The organism is Pseudomonas sp. FSL W5-0203 (assembly GCF_001896155.1).
Lineage (GTDB): Bacteria > Pseudomonadota > Gammaproteobacteria > Pseudomonadales > Pseudomonadaceae > Aquipseudomonas > Aquipseudomonas paracarnis.
Map to the genome: position 1 here is coordinate 194,516 of NZ_MPOR01000002.1, position 11,758 is coordinate 206,273.

Below are 11,758 nucleotides of genomic sequence, written 5' to 3' on the forward strand. Positions count from 1 at the left end.
GACTCACATAACTCGTGCAGTTCAGCACTGCGAAAATTGACCTGGGAACCGTAGGACAAGTTCCCTAAACAGCTGATACGGTCAATACAAACGAAACCACATTAATCTGGCATTAACTACTTCGGCGCCAGCTCACGTAAATGCCGTGCCACCGCAATCCACGCACCGATATACCCCAACAACACCGCGCCAAGCAAGAGACTCAGACCATCGGCTACCGGCACACCGGCCAGAGCGAAATCACTGCCGTAGAGCCCCGCCAGGCCGACAACCGCGTCGTTCAACCAATCCAGGCCAAACGCCAGTACGCCCCAGGACAAGATCCCCGCACCCAGGCCATACAGCGCGCCCATGTACAGGAAAGGCCGACGCACATAGCTGTCTGTGCCGCCCACCAGTTTAATCACTTCTATCTCGGTGCGACGGTTTTCAATATGAAGACGAATGGTATTACCTATCACCAAAAGTAATGCAGACACTAATAACACCGTCAGGCCGAACACAAAGCGGTCGCCCAGCTTGAGGATCGCGGCCAGGCGCTCTACCCAGACTAGATCAAGTTGGGCCTGTTGCACCTTCGGCATCCCTGCGAGTTTTTGTCGCAGGGCTTCCAGCGCCGGCTTGTCGACCTCGTTCGGCGTTACCAGCACCACGCCCGGCAGCGGGTTCTGCGGCAGCTCCTTGAGCGCCTCGCCCAGGCCCGATTGCTGCTGGAACTCTTCGAGAGCCTGGTCGCGGCTGATGTACTCGGCCTCGGCTACCCCCGGGATGTTCTTGATATCATCACGCAGCGCTTCGCCTTCCTTGCTGCTGGTGTCCAGGTTCAGGTACAGCGAAATCTGCGCCGCCCGCTGCCAGGAACCGCCCAGGCGCTCCACATTATTAAGCAACAGCGACAAGCCCATCGGCAGGCTCAAGGCCACCGCCATCACCAGGCAAGTGAAAAAACTACCGATCGGCTGTTTGCCCAGGCGCCGCAGGCTGTCCAGCAGGCTGGCGCGGTGGCTTTCGATCCAGGCGTGCACCAGGGTGCCGAAGTCCGGGCCGTCGTCTTCGTCGTGTTTTTTCTTTTTCGGTTGCGGGTCGGCCGGCTTCGGAGCCACCCGTTCGGATACTTTAGGGCTGCGCGTAGCACTCATACGCCCGCCTCCCCGTCGCCGATCAGGCGGCCGCGTTGCAGGGTCAGCATGCGATGGCGCATACGGGCAATCAGGGCCAGGTCGTGGCTGGCGATCAAGACGCTGGTGCCCAGGCGGTTGATGTCTTCGAACACCCCCATGATCTCGGCCGCCAGGCGCGGGTCGAGGTTACCGGTGGGTTCGTCCGCCAGCAGCAAAGCCGGGCGATGGACGATGGCGCGGGCGATACCGACACGCTGCTGCTGGCCGGTGGACAGGTCGCCGGGAAAGAGGTCGGTCTTGTCCGACAACGCCACGCGCTCCAGGGCCGAGTCCACGCGATTGACGATCTCGGCCTTGGACAACCCGAGGATCTGCAACGGCAGGGCCACATTGTTGAACACCGTACGGTCGAACAGCAACTGGTGGTTCTGGAACACCACGCCGATCTGGCGGCGCAGGAATGGAATTTGCGCATTGCTGATAGTGGCCAGGTCCTGGCCCGCCAGCAGCAACTTGCCGGTCGTCGGGCGTTCCATGGCCAGCAGCAGGCGCAACAGCGTACTTTTGCCCGCGCCCGAATGGCCGGTGACAAACAAGAATTCGCCGCGACGCACTCGAAAGCTCAGCTCATGCAAGCCCACATGCCCGTTGGCATAGCGTTTACCGACCTGTTCGAATCGAATCATGAACGCTCCCGCTCGGCAAACAGTGCCTGTACAAAGGGTTCGGCTTCAAAGGTGCGCAGGTCGTCGATGCCTTCACCGACGCCGATATAGCGAATCGGCAACCCGAACTGTTTGGCCAGGGCGAAAATCACACCGCCCTTGGCCGTGCCGTCGAGCTTAGTCAATGCCAAGCCGGTCAGCTGCACCGTCTGGTTGAATTGCTTGGCCTGGCTGATGGCGTTCTGGCCAGTACCGGCGTCGAGCACCAGCAGGACTTCATGGGGTGCATCGGCGTCGAGCTTGCCGATCACGCGGCGCACTTTCTTCAGTTCTTCCATCAAGTTGTCTTTGGTGTGCAGGCGACCGGCGGTGTCGGCGATCAGCACGTCAATGTTACGGGCCTTGGCGGCCTGCACGGCATCGAAGATCACCGAAGCCGAGTCGGCGCCGGTGTGCTGGGCGATCACCGGGATCTTGTTGCGCTCGCCCCACACCTGCAACTGCTCGACGGCGGCGGCACGGAAGGTGTCACCGGCGGCGAGCATGACTTTCTTGCCTTCACCTTGCAGCTTCTTGGCCAGCTTGCCGATGGTGGTGGTCTTGCCAGCGCCATTAACCCCTACAACGAGGATGACGAACGGCTTTTTCGGCGTGATCACCAGCGGCGCTTCAACCGGTTTGAGCATGGCGGCCAGCTCAGCCTGCAGGGATTTGTACAGCGCATCGGCGTCGGTCAACTGCTTGCGCGCGACCTTCTGCGTCAGGCTCTGGATGATCACGGCGGTGGCTTCGACGCCCACGTCGGCGGTGAGCAGGCGGGTCTCGATGTCTTCGAGCAGCTCGTCATCAATGACTTTCTTGCCCAGGAACAGGCTGGCCATGCCTTCGCCAATACTGGCGCTGGTCTTGCTCAGGCCCTGCTTGAGGCGTGCAAAGAATCCGGTTTTGCTGGTTTCGGTGGTGGCGACGACAGGCTCTGGCTCGATAACGGCAGGTGCAGCGACAACCGGTGCAGGCACTTCAACGACGGGCGGTATTTCAGCCACAGCCTCTACCGGCGCCGGCTCAACCACTGCAGGAATCGGCGGCACGACGTGCTCGGCCTGAACATCCTCAACCAATGCCACGGGTTCTTCGGCCACCGGCAGCTCTAACCAGGGCTTGTGCTCAGGCTCAGGTTCCGGCTCGGCCTCAACGACCGGCTGCAACACCGGCTCAGCCATCGGTAACACCACCGGAACTGGCGTCTCGGCAACCGGTTCGGCTTCTATTACGGGTTCAGGGGTCGGTTCAGCGTGAACCTGTGGCTGTTCGACGACGGTTTCCTGCGGCTTTTTGCGCAGCCATCCGAACAGGCCTTTCTTCTCGCCAGCCGCAGCTGGGGTCTTCTTGTCGTCGTTGGAACCAAACATGGAGACGGCTATCTCAAGGTAGCGACGCGCCACAGGGCGCGCCGGTAAATAAAATTCGATGCGTAACAGACTGTTTTTTAGCCAGCTCGTTCATGCGCAACATTTTGTAAGGCCTAAATAGGGCCTTCACAAGACAGCCGCAGTGGCCGTCCTTAAGTCGGACCAGTATCCTAGCACCTCCTCGCCCGCCGACGCTAAGACCAAGCGGGCAGCCCAACAGGTTTAAAAACGAATGAATGCTCTAGCCCGCCGCGCCGCAGGCCTGCTGTTCAGCACAGTTTGTCTGCCTCTCTCAGCTTTGGCTGCCGATCCACAACCCACCCATGAATTCACCCTCGATAACGGCCTTAAAGTGGTCGTGCGCGAAGATCATCGCGCGCCGGTGGTGGTTTCCCAGGTCTGGTACAAGGTTGGCTCAAGCTACGAAACCCCGGGCCAGACCGGTTTGTCCCACGCCCTGGAACACATGATGTTCAAGGGCAGCGCCAAGGTCGGCCCCGGCGAAGCCTCGCTGATCCTGCGCGACCTGGGCGCCGAAGAAAATGCGTTCACCAGCGACGACTACACCGCGTATTACCAGGTATTGGCCCGTGACCGCCTGGGCGTGGCCTTTGAGCTGGAAGCCGACCGCATGGCCAGCCTGCGCCTGCCGGCCGACGAGTTCAGCCGTGAAATCGAGGTAATCAAAGAAGAACGCCGCCTGCGCACCGACGATAACCCCATGTCCAAGGCGTTCGAGCGCTTCAAGGCCATGGCGTTCCCGGCCAGTGGCTACCACACGCCGACCATTGGCTGGATGGCCGACCTGGACCGCATGAAGGTCGAGGAACTGCGCCACTGGTACCAATCCTGGTACGTGCCGAACAACGCCACCCTGGTGGTGGTCGGCGACGTGACCCCGGACGAGGTGAAAAACCTCGCCCAACGTTACTTCGGCCCGATCCCCAAGCGTGACGTGCCGCCGGCAAAAATCCCGATGGAACTGGCCGAGCCCGGCGAGCGCCTGCTGACCCTGCACGTGCAGACCCAACTTCCGAGTGTGATCCTGGGCTTCAACGTGCCCGGCCTGGCCACCGCTGAAGACAAACGTTCGGTGCAGGCCCTGCGCCTGATCTCGGCCCTGCTGGACGGCGGCTACAGTGCACGGATCTCCGAGCAACTGGAACGCGGTGAGGAACTGGTGTCCGCGGCTTCCACCAACTACGACGCCTACACCCGTGGCGACAGCCTGTTTACCCTCTCGGCCACGCCGAACCAGCAGAAGAAGAAAACCGTGGCCCAGGCCGAAGCCGGCCTGTGGCGCCTGCTCGATGAGTTGAAGGCCAAGCCGCCGACCGCCGAAGAACTGGAGCGCATCCGTGCCCAGGTGATTGCCGGCCTGGTGTACCAGCGTGATTCCATCACCAGCCAGGCCACGGCCATCGGCTCCCTGGAAACGGTCGGCCTGTCCTGGAAACTCATGGACACCGAGCTTGCCGACCTGCAAAGCGTGACCCCGGAAGACATCCAGAAGGCCGCACGCACTTATTTCACCCGCGAACGTCTGAGCGTCGCCCATGTTTTGCCTGAGGAGACCGCTCATGAGTGATCGCAAAAACAGCCGCCTGATCCTGCCCGGCCTGATCGCCGTCACCCTGATGGCGGCCAGCGCCGTTTACTTCTTGCGCCCCAGCGAGTCGGTCGCCAGCCAGGCCCTGGACAAGGCTCAAACGGCCAGCACCCTGCAATCCCTGGCGGAACTGGATGGCAAGGCACCGACCAACCGCAAGCTCGACGTACAAACCTGGACCACCACCGAAGGCGCCAAGGTGCTGTTCGTCGAAGCCCATGAACTGCCGATGTTCGACATGCGCCTGCTGTTCGCCGCCGGCAGCAGCCAGGATGGCGACGTGCCAGGCCTGGCACTGATGACCAACGCCATGCTCAACGAAGGCGTGCCGGGCAAGGATGTCAGCCAGATCGCCAGCGGGTTCGAAGGCCTGGGGGCCGACTTTGGCAACGGCGCCTACCGCGACATGGCGCTGGTGACCCTGCGCAGCCTGAGCGACAGCGCCAAGCGCGACGCCGCCCTGTCACTGTTCAACCAGGTGATCGGCCAGCCGACATTCCCGGCAGACTCGCTGGCACGCATCAAGAACCAGATCCTGGCCGGTTTCGAGTACCAGAAGCAGAACCCCGGCAAACTGGCGAGCATCGAGCTGTTCAAGCGCCTGTACGGCGACCACCCTTACGCGCACCCGAGCGAAGGCACCCCCGAGAGCGTGCCGAAGATTACCCTGGCGCAGTTGCAGGCGTTCCACGCCAAGGCCTATGCGGCGGGTAACGCGGTAATTGCAGTAGTGGGCGACCTGACCCGCGCCGAAGCCGAAGCCATGACGGCCAAGGTGTCCGCCTCGCTGCCCAAGGGCCCGGCGATGGCCAAGATCGCCCAGCCGACCGAGCCAAAAGCCGGCCTGAGCCGTATCGAGTTCCCGTCCAAGCAAACCCACCTGCTGTTTGCGCAGTTGGGCATCGACCGTGCCGACCCGGATTACGCAGCCTTGTCCCTGGGTAACCAGATCCTCGGCGGCGGTGGCTTCGGCACTCGCTTGATGAGCGAAGTGCGTGAAAAGCGCGGCCTGACCTACGGCGTGTATTCCGGTTTCTCACCGATGCAGGTGCGCGGCCCGTTCATGATCAACCTGCAGACCCGCGCCGAAATGAGCGGTGGCACCTTGCGCCTGGTGGAGGACGTATTGGCTGACTACCTCAAGACCGGCCCGACGCAAAAGGAACTGGATGACGCCAAGCGCGAGCTGGCCGGCAGCTTCCCGCTGTCCACCGCCAGCAACGCCGATATCGTCGGGCAGTTGGGCGCCATGGGTTTCTACAACCTGCCGCTGAGCTATCTGGAAGATTTCATGAAACAATCCCAGGCCCTGACCGTCGATCAGGTCAAGGCTGCAATGAACAAACACTTGAGCGCCGACAAGATGGTCATCGTGACCGCCGGCCCGACGATTGCGCAAAAGCCACTACCGCCCCCCACTGATAAACCTGCCGAGCAGCCGCTCGGGGTTCCGGAGCATTAATGGCCAGTTCATCTCGCCCGAAAAAACCTGTCCACAACGTGCATAACGGTGTGGGCCAACTGCGCATCATTGGCGGTGAATGGGGCAGCCGCAAGCTGAGCTTCCCCGACGTTGTGGGCCTGCGCCCGACGCCTGATCGCGTGCGTGAAACCCTGTTCAACTGGCTCGCGCCGTACATAGGCGGGGCCAAAGTGCTGGACCCGTTCGCCGGCAGCGGCGCGCTGTTCCTAGAGGCGCTGTCCCGTGGCGCGGCTCAGGGCCAGGCGCTGGACGCCAGCAATGTGGCGGTGTCCAGCCTCAAGGAGCACCTGGGCACGCTGCGTTGCACCACCGGCCAGGTGCAGACGGCCGACGCGCTGCGCTACCTGGAAACCCAGGCGGCGACTGAATACGATGTAGTGTTCCTCGACCCACCGTTCAACCAGAACCTGCTACCGGCCGTCTGCACTCTGCTGGAAGAACGCCAGTGGCTGGCACCGGATGCCTGGATCTACACTGAGAGCGAGACCGCGCCCTCCACGCTCGGCCTGCCAAGTGGCTGGCGCCTGCACCGGGAGCAGAAGTCCGGGCGGGTGTATTACGCGTTGTGGCATCGTTTGGTCGAAAACGCCGCTTAACCTGTGGCTGGGGAGCTTGCCACGGCGAGCTCACTGGCTACCGAGAGTTTCATGACCCCCTCTTCCGATTTATTCAAACCCGCCTTCGGCCTCGGCAACCCCCACTTGCAGACACTGTGGGGGCCGCTGTGGCGGCCGACCACCCACATCGAGCGTCAGCGTGAGCGCCTGTGGCTGGAGGATGGCGACTTCCTCGATCTCGACTGGCATGGCCCCCATGACGTGCAAGCGCCCTTGGTGCTGGTGCTGCATGGGCTGACCGGTTCGTCCAATTCACCCTATGTGGCCGGCCTGCAAAAAGTCCTCGCGACCCAAGGCTGGGCCAGTGCCGCGTTGAACTGGCGCGGCTGCTCGGGCGAGCCCAACCTGCTGGCTCGCAGTTATCACTCCGGCGCCAGCGAAGACCTGGCGGCAGCGATTGCTCATCTGCGCGCCAAGCGGCCGTTGGCGCCCTTGTATGCGGTGGGTTATTCCCTGGGTGGCAATGTGTTGCTCAAGCATCTGGGGGAAACCGGCAAGGCCTCGGGTCTGCAGGGCGCGGCGGCGGTATCGGTGCCGTTTCGCCTGGATCAATGCGCCGATCGCATCGGCCTGGGGTTCTCGCGGGTGTATCAGAAGCACTTCATGCGCGAGATGCTGGCGTACATCCGCGTCAAGCAACGCCAGTTCCTGCAGGACGGTCGTGAGGATGGGCTCAAAACCCTGGAGGCCCTTGGTTCCCTGGAAAAGATGCGCACATTCTGGGACTTCGACGGGCGGGTAACCGCGCCGCTGCATGGTTTCATCAGTGCTGAAAACTATTATCGCCGCGCATCGAGCCGCTATTACCTGGGCGATATCCGTACGCCTACGTTGATTATCCAGGCGGCCGATGACCCTTTTGTGTTTGCGCACAGCTTGCCTGATGCGCGTGAACTGTCGGACTGTACTGAGTTCGAGTTGCTGGCCAAGGGCGGGCATGTGGGGTTTGTGGAGGGTTCGCTGAAGCGCCCTGGTTACTACCTGGAGCGCCGGATCCCTGCCTGGTTACTGACACAACGCGGTTAAACATGTGGGAGCGGGCTTGCTCGCGAATGCGGTGTATCAGTCACACCTGTATCGACTGACACCCTGCATTCGCGAGCAAGCCCGCTCCCACATTTGATTGGGTTTGCAGATCGAGCCTTAGTCGCCCGTTGCTATCTCCCGGGCTGGATCGGTAATCCACTCACTCCACGACCCCGCATACAACTTGCCCAACGGGTACCCCGCCAGGCTCAACGCAAACAGGTTATGGCACGCCGTCACCCCAGACCCGCAATACGCCACCAGCTCCTGAGCCGGGCGCCCTTGCAACTGCGCGGCAAAGCGTTGCTTGAGCTGATCAGCCGGCAAGAAACGACCATCACTGCCCAGGTTTTCACTGAACGCCGCACATTGCGCACCAGGGATATGCCCGGCAATCGGATCGATGGGCTCCACTTCGCCACGAAAGCGCGGCTGGGCGCGGGCGTCGATCAAGGTCAGGCCAGGTTGGCCCAGGCGTTTTTGCAGGTGTTCGGCATCCAGCAACAGACGATTATCCGGCGTACCGTCGAAGGTACCTGGCGCAACCACAGGCGCGTCCAGGCTCAAGGGGAAACCGGCGGCATGCCAGGCCTTGAGGCCACCATCCAGAATAAACACGCCATCACGCTTGCCCAGCCAGGACAGCAGCCACCAGGCACGGGCGGCGTAGGCACCGGGGCCGTCGTCATACAGCACCACATCGGTGTCGGCACTGATGCCCCAGGCCCGCAGTTGCCTGGCGAACGTGTCCGCCGCCGGCAAAGGATGACGACCGGTCACGCCCTTGGTCACCGGGCCGCTCAGGTGGCGCTCAAGGTCGGCGTATTGCGCGCCCTCGATATGCCCTTCGGCGTAACTGCACAAGCCGTAGTCCGGGTCTTCCAGGGCAAAGCGGCAATCCAGGATCACCCACCCGCTCGACTGTTGGCGCTCGGCCAATTGCGGGGGGCTGATCAGTTGGGCAAGCGGCATGACTGACTCCTGTGCATACAAAGGGGAAAGGTCTTACTTCACTTCTTCCAGTGCCTGATTCAACGGCACGTAAAACTCTTTGAACAAGGCATCCACCGCCTCTTTAGCCTGTGGCGTAACGAACCCCGCCTCCAGCACCAGCACCTGGTACACCCCGCGCTTGATCGCCTCGGCGCTCAGGTGGGTGGATTTTTCATTGGTGGTACACAAAAAACGCACCCACGAGGTAAGGATGATCCACGCATTCAGGGTCAGGGCTTCGGTTTGCACCGGGTCCATATTGAGAATGCCGGCATCGACAAAGCCTTGGTAGATCGCGCCGCCCTGGATCAGGCAACGCTGGGAAAACCGCCGGTAGCCAGTCGCCAGTTCCGGGTCGCTCTCCAGCAGGTGTTCGAGGTCGCGGTGCAGGAAGCGATAACGCCACATGCCGGCCAATACGGCTTGCAGATAAAAGCGTTTATCCTCCACCACCATCGTGCGTCCCTGTGGTGGGCGCAGGAAACTGTCTACCAGCGCTTCATATTCGCGGAACAGCACGGCGATGATCGCCTGCTTGTTAGGGAAGTGGTAGTACAAGTTGCCCGGGGAAATTTCCATGTGGGCGGCAATGTGGTTGGTACTGACACTGCGCTCGCCCTGCTGGTTAAAAAGCTCCAGGCTGGTTTGCACAATGCGCTCGCTGGTCTTTACTCGTGGTGCCATAGGGGATCAGCTTCTATACACGGGATGGGGCATATTACGGCCTAACCCGGCCAGGATAAATCTGGATGTTACTGCAATGTTATTTGACAATTTAGAGCAATGACTCTAAAAATCCAGGCAGACCAATAACAATCGGTGCCGCGCCATGTCTGCCAACGTTGCCTACCTGCAAGATTCCCAGGCGCTGGATCAGCTCCAGAACCTGTTCAACGCCCAACGCCGCGCCTTCGTCGCCAACCCGATGCCGCCGGCCGGGCAGCGCCAGCAATGGCTCAAGGCTTTGCGGGATCTGCTGAGCGACGAACGCCAGGCGCTGATCTATGCGATCAGCCAGGATTTCAGCCATCGCAGCGCCGACGAAACCCTGTTTGCCGAATTGATGCCTAGCCTGCATGGCATTCACTACGCGAGCAAACACCTCAAGGGCTGGATGAAACCTTCCCGCCGCGCTGTAGGCATTGCCTTCCAGCCCGCCTCAGCCAAAGTCATTTACCAGCCATTGGGCGTCGTCGGCGTCATCGTGCCGTGGAACTACCCGCTATACCTGGCCATCGGCCCGTTGGTGGGGGCATTGGCGGCCGGTAACCGAGTGATGCTCAAGCTCAGTGAGTCCACGCCGGCCACCGGTGAGTTGCTCAAGGCGTTGCTGGCCAAGATCTTCCCCGAGGATCTGGTGTGCGTCGTGCTGGGCGAAGCTGACGTGGGCATGGCGTTTTCCAAGTTGCGCTTCGATCACCTGCTGTTCACCGGCGCTACCAGCATAGGCAAGCACGTGATGCGTGCGGCGGCCGAAAACCTCACGCCGGTGACTCTGGAGCTAGGCGGCAAATCGCCAGCCATTGTCTCGGCCGATGTGCCACTCAAGGACGCCGCCGAACGCATCGCCTTCGGCAAAACCTTGAACGCCGGGCAAACCTGCGTGGCGCCAGATTATGTGCTAGTACCGGAAGATCGCGTGGAAGGCTTTGTCGAGGCCTATTCCAAAGCCGTGCGCGGGTTTTATCCGACGCTGGTCGACAACCCGGACTACACCGCCATCATCAACGAACGCCAACTGGCCCGGCTCAATGCCTACGCCAAGGACGCCACCGACAAAGGCGCCACTTTGATCCCACTGTACGAGCAAGGCCAGGCGCGGCGAATGGTCCACAGCCTGCTGTTGAATGTCAGCGACGACATGACCGTGACGCAGGACGAAATCTTCGGCCCGCTCCTGCCCATCGTGCCGTATCGCGGCCTTGACCAAGCCTTTGCCTACATCAACCAGCGACCTCGACCACTGGCCTTGTATTACTTCGGCTACAACAAAGGCGAACAAGCGCGGGTGCTCCACGAAACCCACTCCGGTGGCGTGTGCCTGAACGACACCTTGCTGCACGTCGCTCAGGACGATATGCCGTTCGGTGGCATCGGCCCGTCAGGCATGGGCCATTACCACGGTCACGAAGGTTTCCTGACGTTCAGCAAGGCCAAGGGTGTGCTGGTCAAACAGCGCCTGAACGCAGCGAAGTTGATCTACCCGCCTTATGGCAAGTCGATCCAGAAGCTGATCCAGAAGCTGTTTATCCGCTGATAACCGCCACCTTCGGGACTATAAAAACAATGAACCCCAGCCTGACTGATTCACCCGCGCTGTCACGGCGCGGCGTCTTGAAAATCGGCCTGTGTGCCAGCGCCTTCCTCGCCACCGCCGGGTTGGGCGCCAGCCTCAGCGGTTGCTCCAGCAGTACGCCGGCCAGCGGCTTTGCGATGTTGCGCACCAGCGACTTGCCATTCTTGCGGGCGGTAATCCCGGTGCTGCTGGAAGGCGCGGCCAGTGCTGAACAAGTGCTTGCCGGTATTGAGGGCACCCTGAAAAAGCTCGATTACAGCCTGCAGCACTTGTCCCCCGAGATGTTCAAGCTCACCCAGCAATTATTCGACGTACTGGGCATGGGCATTACCCGCGGCCCGCTGACCGGTATCTGGGGCAGTTGGGAAAACGCCAGCAGCGAACAGATCCGCAATTTCCTGCACCGCTGGGAAAACAGCTACCTGAACCTGCTGCGCATGGGCCAGGGCTCGTTGCTCAAGCTAGTGATCATGGCCTGGTACTTCCGGCCCGAGTCCTGGGCCCATTGCGGCTACCCCGGCCCGCCCAAGATCTAG

Annotated in this window: 11 protein-coding genes; 6 read left to right on the plus strand and 5 right to left on the minus strand. The window is 61.5% G+C overall.

The window, feature by feature from the left end; all coding sequences use genetic code 11:
- Positions 1–116: 116 nt before the first annotated feature.
- Genes ftsX through ftsY form a run of 3 tightly spaced genes read right to left on the minus strand, consistent with a single transcriptional unit; the run spans position 117 to position 3,198 of the window.
- Entirely contained in the window at positions 117–1,139 is a 1,023-nt protein-coding gene (gene ftsX / locus BOP96_RS03155) for a permease-like cell division protein FtsX (protein WP_060766840.1), read from the minus strand.
- On the minus strand, positions 1,136–1,807 hold the full coding sequence (ftsE, locus tag BOP96_RS03160; RefSeq protein WP_073451803.1) for a cell division ATP-binding protein FtsE: 672 nt from the start codon (positions 1,805–1,807) through the stop codon (positions 1,136–1,138). The genes ftsX and ftsE overlap by 4 nt, the downstream gene beginning before the upstream one ends.
- Entirely contained in the window at positions 1,804–3,198 is a 1,395-nt protein-coding gene (gene ftsY, locus BOP96_RS03165) for a signal recognition particle-docking protein FtsY (protein ID WP_020301927.1), read from the minus strand. Before ftsY ends, ftsE begins: the two co-directional genes overlap by 4 nt.
- Positions 3,199–3,430: 232 nt before the next feature.
- Here ftsY and BOP96_RS03170 point away from each other — a divergent pair, with 232 nt between their 5' ends.
- From BOP96_RS03170 to BOP96_RS03185, 4 genes are read left to right on the plus strand one after another with little or no spacing between them, the layout of a single operon-like run.
- Entirely contained in the window at positions 3,431–4,786 is a 1,356-nt protein-coding gene (locus BOP96_RS03170; RefSeq protein ID WP_014720340.1) for a M16 family metallopeptidase, read from the plus strand.
- Positions 4,779–6,269 (plus strand): M16 family metallopeptidase, encoded by a 1,491-nt coding sequence (locus BOP96_RS03175; RefSeq protein WP_019817760.1) that lies wholly within the window; start codon positions 4,779–4,781, stop codon positions 6,267–6,269. The genes BOP96_RS03170 and BOP96_RS03175 overlap by 8 nt, the downstream gene beginning before the upstream one ends.
- Positions 6,269–6,886: a 16S rRNA (guanine(966)-N(2))-methyltransferase RsmD gene (gene rsmD, locus BOP96_RS03180; protein ID WP_014720342.1), complete on the plus strand. Its 618-nt coding sequence runs from the start codon at positions 6,269–6,271 to the stop codon at positions 6,884–6,886. The genes BOP96_RS03175 and rsmD overlap by 1 nt, the downstream gene beginning before the upstream one ends.
- 51 nt (positions 6,887–6,937) lie before the next feature.
- Positions 6,938–7,933, plus strand: coding sequence for a hydrolase (locus BOP96_RS03185; protein ID WP_073451805.1), 996 nt, complete (start codon positions 6,938–6,940; stop codon positions 7,931–7,933).
- A 117-nt stretch (positions 7,934–8,050) separates the two neighbouring features.
- Here the strand turns inward: BOP96_RS03185 and BOP96_RS03190 are convergent, their stop codons facing one another.
- Positions 8,051–8,905 (minus strand): sulfurtransferase, encoded by an 855-nt coding sequence (locus BOP96_RS03190; protein WP_073451807.1) that lies wholly within the window; start codon positions 8,903–8,905, stop codon positions 8,051–8,053.
- Positions 8,906–8,938: 33 nt separating this feature from the next.
- Complete coding sequence (locus BOP96_RS03195; RefSeq protein ID WP_005792294.1) at positions 8,939–9,610, minus strand: TetR/AcrR family transcriptional regulator; 672 nt, start codon at positions 9,608–9,610, stop codon at positions 8,939–8,941.
- Between the two features lie 145 nt (positions 9,611–9,755).
- On the opposite strand from BOP96_RS03195, the gene BOP96_RS03200 reads away from it, so the two are divergent.
- Both BOP96_RS03200 and BOP96_RS03205 read left to right on the plus strand, forming a co-directional pair.
- Positions 9,756–11,183 carry a coniferyl aldehyde dehydrogenase gene (locus tag BOP96_RS03200; RefSeq protein ID WP_073451810.1) on the plus strand — a complete coding sequence of 476 codons (1,428 nt, stop codon included), beginning with the start codon at positions 9,756–9,758 and terminating at the stop codon, positions 11,181–11,183.
- 29 nt (positions 11,184–11,212) lie between these two features.
- Positions 11,213–11,758 (plus strand): hypothetical protein, encoded by a 546-nt coding sequence (locus tag BOP96_RS03205; protein WP_020301931.1) that lies wholly within the window; start codon positions 11,213–11,215, stop codon positions 11,756–11,758.